At 57.8% G+C, this 16,711-nt stretch carries 13 protein-coding genes and 3 tRNA genes; 15 read left to right on the forward strand and 1 reads right to left on the reverse strand.

Annotated features, from left to right (window positions below; genetic code table 11):
* Positions 1-135: 135 nt before the first annotated feature.
* The 6 genes from QRN20_RS22860 (at position 136) to QRN20_RS22885 (ending at position 6,157) form a co-directional block, all read left to right on the forward strand.
* Positions 136-1,230 (forward strand): ABC transporter ATP-binding protein, encoded by a 1,095-nt coding sequence (locus QRN20_RS22860; RefSeq protein WP_069144555.1) that lies wholly within the window; start codon positions 136-138, stop codon positions 1,228-1,230.
* On the forward strand, positions 1,230-2,339 hold the full coding sequence (locus tag QRN20_RS22865) for an ABC transporter ATP-binding protein (protein ID WP_029241484.1): 1,110 nt from the start codon (positions 1,230-1,232) through the stop codon (positions 2,337-2,339). Before QRN20_RS22860 ends, QRN20_RS22865 begins: the two co-directional genes overlap by 1 nt.
* Positions 2,336-3,205: a carbohydrate ABC transporter permease gene (locus tag QRN20_RS22870; protein ID WP_004883896.1), complete on the forward strand. Its 870-nt coding sequence runs from the start codon at positions 2,336-2,338 to the stop codon at positions 3,203-3,205. The genes QRN20_RS22865 and QRN20_RS22870 overlap by 4 nt, the downstream gene beginning before the upstream one ends.
* Before the next feature lie 10 nt (positions 3,206-3,215).
* The gene (locus QRN20_RS22875) at positions 3,216-4,016 is read left to right on the forward strand and encodes a carbohydrate ABC transporter permease (RefSeq protein ID WP_004883897.1); all 801 of its coding nucleotides are present in this window, start codon (positions 3,216-3,218) and stop codon (positions 4,014-4,016) included.
* 11 nt (positions 4,017-4,027) lie between these two features.
* Positions 4,028-4,300 (forward strand): DUF2160 domain-containing protein, encoded by a 273-nt coding sequence (locus tag QRN20_RS22880; RefSeq protein WP_122606349.1) that lies wholly within the window; start codon positions 4,028-4,030, stop codon positions 4,298-4,300.
* An 84-nt stretch (positions 4,301-4,384) separates the two neighbouring features.
* Complete coding sequence (locus QRN20_RS22885) at positions 4,385-6,157, forward strand: ABC transporter substrate-binding protein (RefSeq protein ID WP_004883899.1); 1,773 nt, start codon at positions 4,385-4,387, stop codon at positions 6,155-6,157.
* A 65-nt stretch (positions 6,158-6,222) separates the two neighbouring features.
* On the opposite strand, the gene folD is transcribed toward QRN20_RS22885, so the two are convergent.
* Positions 6,223-7,077: a bifunctional methylenetetrahydrofolate dehydrogenase/methenyltetrahydrofolate cyclohydrolase FolD gene (gene folD, locus QRN20_RS22890; protein ID WP_004883900.1), complete on the reverse strand. Its 855-nt coding sequence runs from the start codon at positions 7,075-7,077 to the stop codon at positions 6,223-6,225.
* Between the two features lie 295 nt (positions 7,078-7,372).
* On the opposite strand from folD, the gene QRN20_RS22895 reads away from it, so the two are divergent.
* The 9 genes from QRN20_RS22895 (at position 7,373) to QRN20_RS22935 (ending at position 16,638) form a co-directional block, all read left to right on the forward strand.
* A tRNA-Arg gene (locus QRN20_RS22895) sits at positions 7,373-7,449 on the forward strand.
* Positions 7,450-7,502: 53 nt separating this feature from the next.
* Positions 7,503-7,578 (forward strand) — tRNA-His (locus tag QRN20_RS22900).
* A 56-nt stretch (positions 7,579-7,634) separates the two neighbouring features.
* Positions 7,635-7,719: transfer RNA gene (locus QRN20_RS22905), tRNA-Leu, on the forward strand.
* Between the two features lie 374 nt (positions 7,720-8,093).
* Positions 8,094-9,404, forward strand: coding sequence for a trigger factor (gene tig, locus QRN20_RS22910; RefSeq protein ID WP_004883903.1), 1,311 nt, complete (start codon positions 8,094-8,096; stop codon positions 9,402-9,404).
* A gap of 91 nt (positions 9,405-9,495) precedes the next feature.
* Positions 9,496-10,137 carry an ATP-dependent Clp endopeptidase proteolytic subunit ClpP gene (gene clpP / locus QRN20_RS22915; protein ID WP_002552734.1) on the forward strand — a complete coding sequence of 214 codons (642 nt, stop codon included), beginning with the start codon at positions 9,496-9,498 and terminating at the stop codon, positions 10,135-10,137.
* Between the two features lie 107 nt (positions 10,138-10,244).
* The gene (gene clpX / locus QRN20_RS22920; RefSeq protein WP_024687896.1) at positions 10,245-11,528 is read left to right on the forward strand and encodes an ATP-dependent Clp protease ATP-binding subunit ClpX; all 1,284 of its coding nucleotides are present in this window, start codon (positions 10,245-10,247) and stop codon (positions 11,526-11,528) included.
* A 207-nt stretch (positions 11,529-11,735) separates the two neighbouring features.
* Positions 11,736-14,132: an endopeptidase La gene (gene lon, locus QRN20_RS22925; RefSeq protein WP_025995947.1), complete on the forward strand. Its 2,397-nt coding sequence runs from the start codon at positions 11,736-11,738 to the stop codon at positions 14,130-14,132.
* A gap of 144 nt (positions 14,133-14,276) precedes the next feature.
* On the forward strand, positions 14,277-14,549 hold the full coding sequence (locus tag QRN20_RS22930) for an HU family DNA-binding protein (protein ID WP_004883906.1): 273 nt from the start codon (positions 14,277-14,279) through the stop codon (positions 14,547-14,549).
* A 205-nt stretch (positions 14,550-14,754) separates the two neighbouring features.
* Positions 14,755-16,638: a SurA N-terminal domain-containing protein gene (locus QRN20_RS22935; RefSeq protein ID WP_029241487.1), complete on the forward strand. Its 1,884-nt coding sequence runs from the start codon at positions 14,755-14,757 to the stop codon at positions 16,636-16,638.
* The last annotated feature ends 73 nt before the right edge of the window (positions 16,639-16,711 follow it).

The raw sequence follows: 16,711 nt of genomic DNA on the forward strand, positions 1-16,711 counted from the left end.
AAGCGGCTTTCGCCCAATGAAACCGGGCGAATGCTCTGGGACGGGCCTTGGCGCGGTTTTGGCAGAACTGGCACGAATGTCGCTATCTGCACACCAGTCACGCATTACCCTTAAAAAAACAACAAAGGGCACGCCATGTCTCTCACGCTGGAGCACGTCAGTCGCGCAGTCGATGGCCAACTATGGATCGACGACGCGTCCCTGAGCTTTGAGCCAGGATCCTTCAACGTTCTGCTGGGGCGAACCCTGTCAGGCAAAACCAGCCTGATGCGCCTGATGGCCGGGCTGGACAAACCCGACAGCGGGCGAGTGCTGATGAACGGGGTCGATGTCACCCATCGTCCGGTTCGCCTGCGCAACGTCTCGATGGTTTACCAGCAGTTCATCAATTACCCGAGCATGACGGTATTCGAAAACATCGCCTCGCCGCTGCGTCAGGCGGGCATGTCCAAGGACGTTATCCACAGCCGCGTCCACGAAACCGCGAAAATGCTGCGCATCGAGAAGTTTCTGCAGCGCCATCCCCTTGAACTGTCCGGCGGCCAGCAGCAGCGCACCGCGATGGCCCGGGCGCTGGTCAAGGATGCCGAACTGATCCTGTTCGACGAGCCGCTGGTCAACCTCGACTACAAGCTGCGCGAAGAGCTGCGTCAGGAGATGCGCGAGCTTTTCGCCGCTCGCCATACCATCGCCATCTACGCCACCACCGAACCCAACGAAGCGCTGGCGCTGGGCGGTACGACCACCATCCTGCATGAAGGTCGGGTGGTGCAGAGCGGCAAGACCCCTGAGGTCTATCACAAGCCCGCCACCGTGCTGGCTGCCGAGCTGTTCTCGGAACCGCCGATCAACCTCATGCCGGGGCGCATCGATGGTAACGAGGTGAGCTTCGCCAACTTCGTGCATTTCCCGCTCAACGTCGACCTGCGCGCCATCGGTGATGGTGAGTACCGCTTTGGCGTGCGGCCCAGCCACCTCAGTCTGGTGCCGTCCAACGACGATGACCTCGAGCTGGCCGTGACCGTGGAGCTGGCCGAAATCAGCGGCTCGGAAACCTTCCTGCACGTGCGCAACGAGCTGTTCTCGCTGGTGCTGCATCTGCCGGGCGTTCACGCCTACGACGTCGATGCGCCGATCCGGGTGTACATCCCGACCCACAAACTTTTCGTGTTCGATCAGCAGGGCGGCCTTATCCAGGCGCCGGGCCTGCGCATGTCGAGGGTTGCCTGATGGCCGAGATCCGATTGCAGAACCTGGCGCACAGTTACAGCGCCAACCCTGGGCCTGATGATTACGCGATTCGCGAGATGAGCCATATCTGGGAGCAGGGCGGGGCGTATGCGCTGCTCGGGCCTTCCGGCTGCGGCAAGTCGACCTTGCTCAACATTATTTCCGGCCTGCTGAGCCCGTCGCAGGGGCAGGTGCTGTTCGACTCCAAAGTGGTCAACGAACTGCCGCCCGAACACCGCAACATCGCTCAGGTTTTCCAGTTTCCGGTGATCTACGACACCATGACCGTGTTCGATAACCTGGCCTTTCCATTGCGCAACCAGGGCATGGACAAGGCGCGCATTCTCGCCAAGGTCAATGAAATCGCCGAAGTGCTGGATCTGCAGCCATTGCTGAAAAAGAAGGCGCGCAACCTGACGGCGGATGAAAAACAGAAAGTGTCCATGGGGCGCGGGCTGGTACGTGATGACGTTTCGGCCATCCTGTTCGACGAGCCGCTGACGGTCATCGACCCGCACCTGAAATGGAAGCTGCGCCGCAAGCTCAAGCAGATTCACGAGCAGTTCAACATCACCATGGTCTACGTCACCCACGACCAGTTGGAGGCCTCGACCTTCGCCGACAAGATCGCGGTGATGTACGGCGGCCAGATCGTCCAGTTCGGCACCCCGCGTGAACTGTTCGAGAAGCCCCGGCACACCTTTGTCGGCTATTTCATCGGCAGTCCCGGCATGAACCTCATCGACGTGCAGCCACAGGGTGACGGCGTCGGTTTTGGCGACGTTCACGTGCCGCTGTCCGGCCTGTTGCAGCAGCAGATCGCACGTACCTCGTTTACCAGTCTGAAAATCGGCATTCGCCCCGAGTTCGTGCACGTCTGGGACGGCCCCTACGAGGAAGCGATGTGCGCCGAGGTGGTCTACGTCGAGGATCTGGGCACTTACAAGATTCTGACCCTGTCGCTGGCCGGGCAGAAGATCAAGGTGCGCATGCCCGAAGACAAGCCGGTGCCGCAAGGTCAGGCGTGGATCAGTTTTCCGGCGCAGTGGCTGATGGTGTACGCCGATGACTTCCTGCTTGAGCCCACTCCAGAGCGAGACCTGCCATGAATAACAAGGTCCAGAACAACAAGGCCTGGTGGCTGGTGCTGCCGGTGTTCCTGCTGGTGGCCTTCAGCGCCATCATTCCGATGATGACCGTGGTCAACTACTCGGTGCAGGACATCTTCGACCAGTCCAGCCGTTACTTTGTCGGCACCGACTGGTTCAGGCAGGTCCTGCAGGACCCGCGTCTGCACGACTCGCTGCTGCGTCAGTTCATTTACTCGGGCAGCGTGCTGCTGATCGAGATTCCGCTCGGCATCGCGGTCGCGCTGTGCATGCCGACCAAGGGGCGCTGGTCGACGGTCTGCCTGATCCTGATGACCATCCCGCTGCTGATTCCCTGGAACGTGGTCGGCACCATCTGGCAGATCTTCGGCCGTGGTGACATCGGGTTGCTGGGTTACACGCTGAACAACATTCTGCACATCAACTACAACTACGCGGCCAATGCGTCGGATGCCTGGGTCACGGTGCTGGTCATCGATGTCTGGCACTGGACCTCGCTGGTGGCATTGCTGAGCTACTCGGGGCTTCGGGCCATTCCGGACGTCTACTATCAGGCGGCGCGGATCGACCGGGCGTCGAGCTGGGCAATCTTCCGGCACATTCAATTGCCGAAGATGAAAAGCGTGCTGCTGATCGCCGTGATGCTGCGGTTCATGGACAGCTTCATGATCTACACCGAGCCGTTCGTGCTCACCGGCGGCGGTCCGGGCAACTCCACCACCTTCCTCAGCCAGACCCTGACGACCATGGCGCTCGGGCAGTTCGACCTGGGTCCGGCGGCTGCTTTCTCGCTGGTGTATTTCCTGATCATTCTGCTGGTGTCGTGGGTGTTCTACACCGCCATGACCCACAGTGAAAAGAATTGAGGGCCGGGTCATGAGTCTGCGCAAAGCCATACCGATGTTGATTTACCTGCTCTTTCTGCTGGTGCCGATCTACTGGCTGGTCAACATGTCGTTCAAGACCAACACCGAGATCCTCGGCGGTCTGACCCTGTGGCCTCAGGATTTCACCCTGGCCAACTACAAGGTGATCTTCACCGACGAGAGCTGGTACAGCGGCTACATCAACTCGCTGTACTACGTGTGCCTGAATACCGTGATATCGCTGAGTGTCGCGTTGCCAGCGGCCTACGCGTTTTCACGCTATCGTTTCCTCGGCGACAAGCACCTGTTCTTCTGGCTGCTGACCAACCGCATGGCGCCACCGGCTGTGTTTCTGCTGCCGTTTTTCCAGCTGTATTCGTCGATCGGTCTGTTTGACACGCACATCGCTGTGGCTCTGGCGCATTGCCTGTTCAACGTGCCGCTGGCGGTATGGATTCTGGAAGGCTTCATGTCGGGTGTCCCGAAGGAGATCGATGAGACTGCCTACATCGACGGTTACAGCTTTCCCAAGTTCTTCGGCAAGATTTTCATCCCGCTGATTGGCTCGGGGATTGGTGTCACGGCGTTCTTCTGCTTCATGTTTTCCTGGGTCGAGCTGCTGCTGGCGCGCACCCTGACCTCGGTCAATGCCAAGCCGATTGCCGCGGTCATGACACGTACGGTCTCGGCGTCCGGTATCGATTGGGGTGTGCTGGCTGCGGCCGGTGTGCTGACCATTCTGCCGGGCATGTTGGTGATCTGGTTTGTTCGCAACCACGTGGTCAAGGGCTTTGCCCTTGGCCGTGTCTGAGGAGACGAAAAATGGAGTGGATGTCCTGGACACTGCCCACCGCGGCCTTCTTCGGCAGTATCGCGTTGCTGTTGGTGGGAATGACGTTATGGGAGCTGCGCTCGGCCAGTATCGAGCGCCGCGGGTTTCTGCCGATTGCCACCACACGTGGCGACCGGCTGTTCATCGGGCTGTTGGGCAGTGCTTATCTGCATCTTATGGTGATCGGCGCGACCGACTGGAGTATCTGGGTCGCTTCGGGGGCCTCTCTGGTGTGGCTGTTGGTGGTGATGCGTTGGGGTTAGCAGGCGGGCGGGCGTGATTGTCCGCACGACGGCTGGCGGTATTCGAAAAGCGGGACTACATAAGAAGCAACTCTTGAGGTGTCTATGTTCAATAAGAAAAACAAGCTGCAACATAGCGTGACGTTGGCAACCATGATCATGCTCAGTGGGCTGAGCGTTTCAGCCTGGGCGGATCAGTACGAGGATGCGGCAAAGAAGTGGGCGGCCAGCGAATTCAAGCCGACCACGCTTTCCGATGCCGAGCAGTTGAAAGAGCTTGAGTGGTTCATCAAGGCTGCCGAGCCGTTCCGTGGCATGGACATCAAAGTGGTATCGGAAACCCTGACGACCCACGAATATGAATCCAAGACCCTGGCCAAGGCATTTACCGAAATTACCGGGATCAAGGTCACTCACGACCTGCTTCAGGAAGGCGACGTCATCGAGAAGCTGCAGACCGCCATGCAGTCTGACAAAAGCATCTATGACGGCTGGGTCAACGACTCTGACCTGATCGGTACGCACTTCCGTTACGGTAAAGCGCTGTCGCTGACCGACCTGATGGCCAGTGCCGAGGGTGCCAAAGTCACTTCTCCTACGCTGGACCTGAAGGACTTCATCGGCACTTCCTTCACCACTGCACCGGACGGCAAGCTGTATCAGCTGCCCGACCAGCAATTTGCCAACCTTTACTGGTTCCGCGCCGACTGGTTCGATCGCGCAGACCTGAAAAAGCAGTTCAAGGACAAATACGGCTACGAGCTGGGCGTTCCGGTGAACTGGTCGGCCTATGAAGATATCGCCAAGTTCTTCAGCGAAGACGTGAAAACCATCGACGGCAAGCGGGTCTATGGCCACATGGATTACGGCAAGAAAGATCCATCGCTGGGCTGGCGCTTCACCGATGCCTGGTTCTCCATGGCCGGCAGTGGCGACAAGGGTCTGCCCAACGGCTTGCCTGTGGATGAATGGGGTATTCGCGTTGAAGCCTGCCATCCGGTCGGCTCCAGCATCACCCGTGGTGGCGACACCAACGGTCCGGCAGCGGTCTTTGCTACCCAGAAATACATCGACTGGCTGAAAGCCTATGCACCGCCGCAAGCGGCAGGCATGACCTTCTCCGAGTCGGGGCCTGTTCCATCGCAGGGCGAGGTTGCGCAGCAGATCTTCTGGTACACCGCATTCACTGCCGACATGACCAAGCCTGGCCTGCCGGTAATGAACGCCGATGGCACTCCGAAATGGCGCATGGCGCCTTCGCCCAAGGGCCCGTACTGGAAAGAAGGCATGAAGCTGGGCTACCAGGACGTGGGTTCATGGACTTTCCTCAAGTCCACCGAAGAGAAAAAGCGTAACGCAGCCTGGCTCTATGCGCAGTTCGTGACCTCCAAGTCGGTGTCGCTGAAGAAAACCATCGTCGGCCTGACGCCGATTCGTGAATCGGACATCAACTCCAAGGAAATGACTGCGCTGGCACCCAAGCTGGGTGGTCTGGTCGAGTTCTACCGCAGCCCGGCCCGCGTGCAGTGGTCGCCAACCGGCACCAACGTTCCGGACTATCCGAAGCTGGCCCAGTTGTGGTGGAGCCATGTGGCTGAAGCTGTGACGGGTGAGAAGACCGCTCAGGCAGCGCTGGACGGACTGGCCAAGGATCAGGATGCGATCATGACGCGCATCGAACGCTCCAAGGTTCAGGATGCCAGCGGTTGTGCGCCGAAGATGAACCCGGAAACCACGGCTGAAGAGTGGTACAGCAAGGCCGAGAACAGCGGCGGCAAGTTCCTCGCACCTCAGCGCAAGCTGGCCAACGAGAAACCGAAAGGCGAAACCATTGCCTACTCCGACCTGCTGAAAAGCTGGGAAGCCGGGAAAAAATAAGCGTTCTTGAAGTACAAAAAACGGCACCCTCGGGTGCCGTTTTTTTTTGCTGCTGAAAAGCGGTATCAGCTGTGCAGCGTCTCGGCGGCGTACAGGGTGTTTTCCAGCAGGCAGGCGCGGGTCATGGGGCCGACGCCGCCCGGCACAGGCGTGATCCAGCCGGCGCGGGGCAGGGCGGTTTCATAGACCACGTCGCCGACCAGCTTGCCATCGGCCTGACGGTTGATACCGACATCGATCACGATGGCGCCAGGTTTGATCCACTCGCCTTTCACAAGGCCTGGCTTGCCAGCGGCAACCACGACCAGATCGGCGCGGCCGACATGGCCAGCCAGATCCTTGGTGAAACGGTGAGTCACAGTGACGGTGCAGCCACCCAGCAGCAACTCCATTGCCATCGGACGACCGACAATGTTGGAGGCACCCACGACGACCGCGTCCATCCCGTACAGATCGACGCCGGTACTTTCCAGCAGGGTCATGATGCCTTTCGGCGTGCACGGGCGCAGCAGGGGAATGCGCTGAGCCAGACGGCCGACGTTATAAGGATGGAAACCATCCACGTCCTTGTCGGGGCGGATGCGCTCCAGCAACAGCGAAGCGTCCAGATGCTCGGGCAGGGGCAGTTGCAGCAGGATGCCGTCGACGGCAGCGTCTTCATTGAGGCGATCGATCAGCTCGGTCAGTGCAACCTGAGTGGTGGCTGCGGGCAGGTCGTAGGCCTGGGAGATGAAGCCGACTTCTTCACAGTCCTTGCGCTTGTGGGAGACATACACCTGGGAGGCGGGGTCGCTGCCCACCAGAATCACCGCGAGGCCCGGCGTACGCAGGCCTTGCTGGCTACGTTCGGCGACACGTTTGGCGATCTGCTGGCGCAGGCTGGCGGCGATCGCTTTGCCGTCGATTAGTTTTGCAGTCATGACGCGTGATTAACCATCGAGAGGAAATAAAATGAGCGCGCATTCTCGCATGACATGGCGCGAGGGCAAAGACGCTTGGTCAGCATATTCCGCTAACCCCTTTATCTAACTGAATTTTTTTCAAAAAAGAGTTGACGACCTCAGGGGGCGTCTATAAGATTCGTCGCACTTGCCGGGCAGAGCCCAGCACTGGTTAAGCTAGCACTGGTTGATTAGGTCAGGCAGAGTTGCAAATCAGCTCGGTGTGATTGAAAGCCTTTTAATTTGTGATCGTAAAAGAATACAGATTATATAAGTGCCCGTAGCTCAGCTGGATAGAGCATCCGCCTTCTAAGCGGATGGTCGCAGGTTCGAGTCCTGCCGGGTGCGCCATTCAAGGCAGCTTTGGCACAGCAAGTAAAGATGTACTGGTCACATGCAATATGGTGGGCGTAGCTCAGTTGGTAGAGCACAGGATTGTGACTCCTGTTGTCGAGGGTTCGATCCCCTTCGTCCACCCCATATTAAGAAAGGCGCCAGATTTATAATCTGGCGCCTTTGCTTTAAAAGCTTGTAGCGCGGATGTGGTGGAATTGGTAGACACACTGGATTTAGGTTCCAGCGCCGAAAGGTGTGAGAGTTCGAGTCTCTCCGTCCGCACCAAGATACAAACAGCCTGAGTGGAAACGCTTCGGTTGCAACAAAAAAGCCGCCTAGTGCGGCTTTTTTTGTTTCAACGTATTGGTTTTACCGTTTCGCTGGTCCGAAGGCCTGCTGCCGTCGGTCGAGCGAGGCGCGCTACGCGGATGGAGTCGGTAGTGATCCGGTACACAGGCTTCCTTATATAGAAGGCCGTGCCAGACGCATCGCCTGCAGTGCGAGGCCTTTGTGGTCCGTGCTCGTCGGCGGTCCGATTCCTTCCTCTTAAACCGCCCTTTTTCAGTAGGGTGACTTCTTGAGTTTGACCCACTAGAATGCATGCCCTTGATTCTGGGGTCGGAAACGGCCGGCTAACGTCTGTGCAACGAGGAATATCCATGCAAGTTTCTGTTGAAAATACTTCCGCTCTTGAGCGCCGCATGACCATTGGCGTGCCTGCCGAACGCATCGAGACTGAAGTCAACAAGCGTCTGCAGCAGACCGCACGTAAAGCCAAGATCCCGGGCTTCCGCCCTGGCAAAGTGCCTATGAGCGTGATCCGCCAGCGTTACGAAGACGGCGCGCGTCAGGAAGCGCTGGGCGATCTGATTCAGGCTACTTTCTACGAAGCTGTCGTTGAGCAGAAGCTCAACCCGGCTGGCGCACCTGCTGTAGAGCCAAAATCCTTCGAAAAAGGCAAGGATCTGGAATACGTGGCGACTTTCGAAGTCTTCCCGGAATTCACCGTTGCCGGCTTCGACAGCATCGCTGTAGAGCGTCTGTCTGCCGACGTGGCCGACAGCGATCTGGACAACATGCTGGAAGTGCTGCGCAAGCAGAACGTTCGTTTTGAAGAGACCGATCGTGCCGCTCAGAACGAAGATCAGCTGAACATCGATTTCGTGGGCAAGGTCGACGGCGAAGCATTCGCTGGCGGTTCTGCCACTGGCACCCAGCTGGTTCTGGGTTCCGGCCGCATGATCCCTGGCTTCGAAGACGGTCTGGTTGGCGCCAAGGCCGGTGAAGAGCGCGTTCTGAACGTGACCTTCCCTGAGGATTACCAGAACCTGGAGTTGGCTGGTAAGGCTGCCGAGTTCACTGTCACCGTCAACACCGTTTCCGAGCCAAAGCTGCCTGAGCTGAACGAAGAGTTCTTCAAGCAGTTCGGTATCAAGGAAACCGGCATCGACGGTTTCCGCGCCGAAGTTCGCAAGAACATGGAGCGTGAGCTGCGTCAGGCCATCAAATCCAAGGTCAAGAATCAGGTAATGGACGGTCTGCTGGCCTCCAACCCGATCGAAGTGCCTAAGGCGCTGCTGGAAAATGAAGTCAACCGTCTGCGCGTTCAAGCGGTTCAGCAGTTTGGTGGCAACATCAAGCCTGACCAGCTGCCGGCCGAGCTGTTCGAAGAGCAGGCCAAGCGCCGCGTCGAGCTGGGTCTGATCGTTGCTGAAGTGGTCAAGCAGTTCGACCTCAAGCCTGACGATGCCCGCGTTCGTGATCTGATCCAGGAAATGGCCTCGGCCTACCAGGAGCCGGAGCAGGTTGTGGCCTGGTACTACAAGAACGAGCAGCAAATGAACGAAGTACGTTCTGTTGTGCTTGAAGAGCAAGTTGTAGATACTGTTTTGCAGAAAGCTAGCGTGACCGACAAATCGGTCTCCTACGAAGAAGCTGTCAAGCCGGTGGAAGCTCCAAAAGCCGACTGATTTCTCTTTTCGTTCGAAAACACCCACAAGCCAGCCTTCGCGCTGGCTTGTGCGTATTCAAGACTCGACTATTTGGGAGTGAATGCAGGACATGTCCCGCAATTCTTATATTCAGCAGAACTCTGACATCCAGGCCGCTGGCGGCCTGGTCCCGATGGTTATCGAGCAGTCCGCCCGTGGCGAACGCGCCTATGACATCTATTCGCGCCTTCTCAAGGAGCGGGTGATCTTTATGGTTGGTCCGGTAGAGGACTACATGGCCAACCTTATCGCGGCGCAACTGCTCTTCCTTGAAGCGGAAAACCCGGACAAGGATATCCATCTCTACATCAACTCACCGGGCGGTTCGGTGACTGCGGGCATGTCGATCTACGACACCATGCAGTTCATCAAGCCTGACGTGTCGACCATCTGTATCGGTCAGGCGTGCAGCATGGGTGCGTTCCTGCTGGCTGGCGGTGCCGAGGGCAAGCGTCACTGCCTGCCGAACTCGCGCATGATGATTCACCAGCCATTGGGCGGTTTCCAGGGTCAGGCGTCGGACATCGACATCCATGCCAAGGAAATCCTGCACATTCGTCACCGCCTGAACTCGTTGCTGGCGCATCACACCGGCCAGAGCCTCGAGACCATCGAGCGCGATACCGAGCGTGACAACTTCATGAGCGCAGAGCGTGCGGCCGAATACGGCCTGATCGACTCGGTGATCAACAAGCGTCAAATGCCTGCCTAAGCACCTCAAAATGTAGGGGGTCGGTGCAACCGACCGCCTGCGGACTTGAAAAAGCCCGCAATAGCCTTCATCTTGTGTTGCAAGCCTATCGGATTTGGATCGATCGAATGACTGACACCCGCAACGGCGAGGACAACGGCAAACTGCTCTATTGCTCCTTCTGTGGCAAAAGCCAGCATGAAGTGCGCAAATTGATTGCCGGCCCCTCGGTCTTTATCTGCGACGAGTGCGTCGACCTGTGCAATGACATCATCCGCGAGGAGGTGCAGGAAGCACAGGCCGAAAGCAGCGCGCATAAATTGCCTTCGCCCAAAGAAATCAGCGGCATCCTTGACCAGTACGTGATTGGTCAGGAACGTGCCAAAAAGGTTCTCGCGGTAGCGGTTTACAACCACTACAAGCGTCTGAACCAGCGCGACAAGAAAAATGACGATGTGGAACTGGGCAAGAGCAACATCCTGCTGATCGGCCCTACGGGTTCCGGCAAGACGCTGCTGGCTGAAACACTGGCCCGTCTGCTCAATGTACCGTTCACCATCGCCGACGCCACCACCCTGACCGAAGCCGGTTATGTGGGTGAGGACGTGGAAAACATTATTCAGAAGCTGTTGCAGAAATGTGATTACGACGTAGAGAAGGCCCAGATGGGTATCGTCTACATCGATGAAATCGACAAGATTTCGCGCAAATCCGACAACCCTTCGATTACGCGTGACGTTTCGGGCGAAGGCGTGCAGCAAGCCTTGCTGAAACTGATCGAAGGCACGGTGGCTTCGGTTCCGCCTCAGGGTGGCCGCAAGCATCCACAGCAGGAATTCCTGCAGGTGGACACGCGCAACATTCTGTTTATCTGTGGTGGCGCCTTCTCGGGCCTGGAAAAGGTCATTCAGAACCGCTCCACGCGCGGCGGCATCGGTTTCAACGCCGAAGTCCGCAGCAAGGAAGAGGGCAAGAAGGTTGGCGAATCCCTGCGTGAAGTCGAGCCTGACGATCTGGTCAAGTTCGGTCTGATCCCTGAATTCGTGGGCCGTCTGCCGGTTCTGGCAACGCTGGACGAGCTGGACGAGGCTGCGTTGATGCAGATTCTCACCGAGCCGAAGAACGCGCTGACCAAGCAGTACGCCAAGCTGTTCGAGATGGAAGGTGTGGACCTCGAATTCCGCACCGATGCGCTGAAATCGGTTGCCCGTCGTGCGCTGGAGCGCAAGACCGGTGCCCGTGGCCTGCGCTCTATTCTGGAAGGCGTGTTGCTCGACACCATGTACGAGATCCCGTCGCAGAGCGACGTTAGCAAGGTGGTGATCGACGAAAGCGTGATCGATGGCTCGTCCAAGCCGCTGCTGATCTACGAAAACAGCGAGCCGCCTGCAAAGGTCGCTCCTGACGCGTAACGGCACTGTCGTCACACGTGAAGAGACACGAAAGGGGGCCCTCAGGGTCCCCTTTTGCATTTCCGGCACTCCCGTTCGTCTTGTAGAAGAGGGCGAACCTGAGAGGGCCGCAGCCCATGGGGCTTGTTTTTTTCGAACGCTACCCCCATCTTGGCTTCAAGCTAATTCCATCTGTCCCGGCCGTTTGGCCGCTGTAGAGGCGAAATCATGAAGACCACCATCGAATTGCCTCTTTTGCCATTGCGTGATGTCGTGGTTTATCCGCACATGGTTATCCCGCTGTTCGTGGGGCGCGAGAAGTCTATCGAAGCCCTTGAGGCAGCGATGACGGGTGATAAACAGATCCTGTTGCTCGCGCAAAGAAACCCTGCTGACGATGATCCTGATGAGCAGGCTCTTTATAGCGTCGGCACCATTGCAACCGTATTGCAGTTGCTCAAATTGCCCGATGGCACCGTCAAGGTGCTGGTCGAGGGTGAGCAACGTGGTTCTGTCGAGCGTTTCATCGAGGTCGACGGTCATTACCGCGCCGAAGTCGCGCTGATCGACGAAGTAGACGCCCCGGATCGTGAATCCGAAGTCTTTGTCCGCAGCCTGCTGGCTCAGTTCGAGCAGTACGTGCAACTGGGCAAGAAAGTCCCTGCAGAAGTCCTGTCGTCGCTCAACAGCATCGATGAGCCTGGCCGTCTGGTAGACACCATGGCAGCCCATATGGCGCTCAAGATCGAGCAGAAGCAGGACATCCTCGAGATTATCGACCTGTCGGCCCGTGTCGAACACGTGCTGGCGCTGCTGGACGCTGAAATCGACCTGTTGCAGGTCGAGAAGCGCATCCGCGGTCGCGTCAAGAAACAAATGGAGCGCAGCCAGCGCGAGTACTACCTGAATGAGCAGATGAAGGCCATTCAGAAAGAACTGGGTGATGGCGATGAAGGCCACAACGAAATCGAAGAGCTGAAAAAGCGTATCGATGCCGCGGGCCTGCCAAAGGATGCGCTGACCAAGGCCACTGCCGAGCTGAACAAGCTGAAGCAGATGTCGCCGATGTCTGCCGAGGCCACCGTCGTACGTTCCTACATCGACTGGCTGGTTCAGGTGCCGTGGAAGGCCCAGAGCAAGGTGCGTCTGGATCTGGCCCGTGCCGAAGCCATTCTGGATGCCGACCACTACGGTCTGGATGAGGTCAAGGAGCGCATCCTTGAGTACCTCGCCGTGCAGAAGCGCGTGAAGAAGATTCGCGGTCCTGTGTTGTGCCTGGTAGGTCCACCGGGTGTGGGTAAAACCTCGCTCGCCGAGTCGATTGCCAACGCAACCAATCGCAAGTTCGTGCGTATGGCCCTGGGTGGCGTGCGTGACGAGGCTGAAATTCGTGGTCATCGCCGGACTTATATCGGTTCGATGCCAGGAAGATTGATACAAAAGATGACGAAGGTTGGCGTGCGCAACCCACTGTTCCTGCTCGATGAAATCGACAAGATGGGCAGTGACATGCGTGGCGATCCGGCGTCGGCTTTGCTGGAGGTCCTGGACCCCGAGCAGAACCACAACTTCAACGACCACTACCTTGAGGTCGACTACGACCTGTCGGACGTGATGTTCCTGTGCACCTCGAACTCGATGAACATCCCGCCAGCGCTGCTGGACCGGATGGAAGTCATTCGTTTGCCGGGCTACACCGAAGACGAGAAGATCAACATCGCCGTCAAATACCTTTCGCCGAAGCAGATTCAGGCAAACGGTCTGAAGAAGGGCGAGATCGAATTCGACGAGGAAGCGATCCGCGACATCATCCGTTACTACACCCGTGAAGCGGGCGTGCGCGGGCTGGAACGCCAGATTGCCAAGGTCTGCCGCAAGGCGGTCAAAGAGCATGCACTGGAAAAACGCTTTGCCGTTCACGTCACTGCCGACATGCTCGAGCACTTCCTGGGCGTGCGCAAGTTCCGTTATGGCCTTGCCGAGCAGCAGGATCAGATCGGTCAGGTAACGGGCCTTGCCTGGACTCAGGTAGGCGGTGAGCTGTTGACCATTGAGGCGGCTGTCGTACCCGGCAAGGGTCAGTTGATCAAGACCGGTTCGCTGGGTGATGTGATGGTCGAATCCATCACGGCAGCCCAGACCGTCGTGCGCAGCCGTGCTCGCAGCCTGGGCATTTCTGCGGACTTCCACGAGAAGCACGACACGCATATCCACATGCCTGAGGGTGCTACGCCTAAAGACGGCCCAAGCGCGGGTGTAGGCATGTGCACGGCGCTAGTGTCGGCATTGACCCAGATTCCGGTGCGTGCCGATGTGGCAATGACGGGTGAAATTACCCTGCGGGGTCAGGTGCTTGCCATCGGTGGTCTGAAGGAAAAACTTCTGGCTGCGCACCGTGGTGGAATCAAGACCGTGATCATTCCTGAAGAAAATGTACGCGATTTGAAGGAAATTCCTGACAATATCAAACAGGATCTTCAGATAAAGCCGGTTAAATGGATTGACGAAGTCCTGCAAATTGCGCTGCAATACGCCCCGGAGCCCTTGCCGGATGTGGCTCCTGATCTCGTTGCAAAGGATGAAAAACGCGAGTCTGACTCTAAGGAAAGAATTAGCACGCATTAAGTCTGGCAGGCTTCCTTGACAGCTTTTTAGAGCCCTTGTTATAAAGCGGCTCTTTGAAGCAAGTCCGGCAGGCCTTCCAGCGCTCGTTTTGCTTAACACCTAAAACTTAGAAACATACTCAAAATAGAGATAAGGGGACTTAGAGTGAACAAGTCGGAACTGATTGATGCTATCGCTGCATCTGCTGATATCCCGAAAGCTGCTGCTGGCCGTGCGCTGGACGCAGTGATCGAATCCGTCACTGGCGCTCTGAAGGCTGGCGACTCGGTTGTTTTGGTTGGCTTTGGTACGTTCTCCGTTACAGATCGTCCTGCGCGCACCGGTCGTAATCCTCAGACTGGCAAGACGCTGGAAATCGCTGCTGCTAAAAAACCAGGTTTCAAAGCCGGTAAAGCCCTGAAAGAAGCTGTCAACTAAGCCTCTTTATGCCTTTGCCCGCTGGATCGGTGCTGTTCTGATCCAGTAGCGGAGCGGTGGTGCAGTCGGTTGCAACGCCGAAGGGTTCGAGCCCTTCCGCTCCGTCAGTTACGAGAAGGCGCATCCTCGGATGCGCCTTTCTTCTATCCGCTTTCTACCCACGCTCCGCGGTTGGTTAGTCAGTTCAACCGTTTTGGGGGACGCAATGCTGCAGAACATCAGGGACAATTCACAGGGCTGGATTGCCAAGACAATCATCGGAATCATCGTCGCATTGATGGCCTTCACCGGCATCGAGGCAATGTTTACCGCTACCAGCAACAAGCAGAACGCTGCCGAGGTCAATGGCGAGGACATCTCTCAGAACGAGCTGAGCCAGGCCGTGGACATGCAACGCCGTCAGTTGGCCCAGCAACTCTCTCAACAGCTGGGCAAGGATTTCGATCCTGCAATGCTGGACGAGAAGCTGCTGCGCGAGTCCGCTCTCAAAGGGCTGATCGACCGCAAGCTGCTGCTGCAGGGCGCAGCCGACTCCAAATTCTCCTTTTCCGATGCGGCACTGGATCAGCAGCTTTTGCAGACGCCTGAATTTCAGGTTGATGGCAAATTCAGCGCAGACCGTTTCGATCAGGTGATTCGTCAGCTGGGCTACAGCCGCATGCAATTCCGCCAGATGCTGGGTCAGGAAATGCTCATCGGTCAGGTCCGTGCCGGTGTCGCAGGCAGTGCGTTCGTGACCGACGCTCAGGTCGATGCCTTTGCCCGTCTGGAAAAACAGACCCGTGATTTCGCTTCGTTGACCCTGCCGGCCGATCCTTCGGCAGTCAAAGTCACCGACGACGAGGTCAAGGCTCACTACGACGAGCACGCCAAAGAGTTCATGAGTCCCGAGCAGGTCGTGCTCGACTACATCGAGTTGAAGAAGTCTGCCTTCTTCGACAAGGTGCAGGTCAAGGATGAAGACTTGCAGGCGGCCTATCAGAAAGAGATCGCCAACCTCGCCGAGCAGCGTCGCGCTGCGCACATCCTGATCGAAGTGAACGACAAGCTCAGCGATGAGCAGGCCAAGGCGAAGATTGAAGAAATTCAGCAGCGTCTGGCCAAGGGTGAGGACTTTGCCGCGCTGGCCAAGGAGTTCTCGCAGGACCCGGGTTCGTCAAGCAAGGGTGGTGATCTGGGCTATGCAGGCAAGGGTGTTTACGACCCTGCATTCGAAGACGCATTGTACGGCTTGAACAAGGACCAGGTTTCGCAACCTGTGCGCACCGACTTCGGCTGGCATCTGATCAAGCTGCTGGGTGTTGAAGCCCCTTCGGTGCCGACCTTCGCAAGCCTGAAAGACAAGCTGACCAACGACCTCAAGTCGCAGCAGGTCGAGCAGAAGTTCGTCGAAGTGACCAAGCAACTGGAAGATTCGGCGTTCGAATCGTCTGATCTGACCCAGCCGGCTCAGGATCTGGGCCTCAAGGTTCAGACTACCGCGCCATTCGGTCGTGAAGGCGGCGAAGGTCTGACGGCCAACCGTGCGGTCATCCAGGCTGCGTTCAGCCCGGAAGTTCTGGAAGAAGGTTCCAACAGCAACACGCTGGAGCTGGATCCGGAGACCGTAGTGGTGGTGCGTGCCAAAGAGCATCTGCAGCCACAGCAGCTGCCGCTTGAAAGCGTTGCCAGTGCCATTCGTGCCCAGTTGGTCAAGGAGCACGCAAGTGCTGCGGCCAAGGCCAAGGGTGAGGCTCTGCTGGCCGGCCTGCGTGACGGCAAGATCCCGCTGGCGGCGAAGCAGGAAGGCCATGAGTGGAAAGTCGTGGAGGCGGTCACCCGCAGTCAGGAAGGTGTCGATCCTGCCGTGCTGCAGGCGCTGTTCCGCATGCCCAAGCCGACTGGCAAGGACAAGCCGGAATACACCAGCCAGACTGCAGCCGATGGCAGCTTTGTGATCGTGCGTCTCAATGGTGTGAATCAGGCGGCTGCACCGACTGACGCGGAAAAGGCGCAATACCGCCGCTTCCTCGCGTCGCGTGCTGGTCAGCAGGATTTCGCAGCGTTCCGTGCGCAGCTGGAAAGCAAGGCGAAGATCGAGAAGTTCTAAGCCCGGTGTCATGCAGGGTCAGGTCGGAAACGACCTGACCCTTTGCAGAAGCCAAAAAAGAAGGCCGCTCACT

It is taken from the genome of Pseudomonas sp. fls2-241-TYG-175, assembly GCF_030209155.1.
Taxonomy (GTDB): domain Bacteria; phylum Pseudomonadota; class Gammaproteobacteria; order Pseudomonadales; family Pseudomonadaceae; genus Aquipseudomonas; species Aquipseudomonas viridiflava.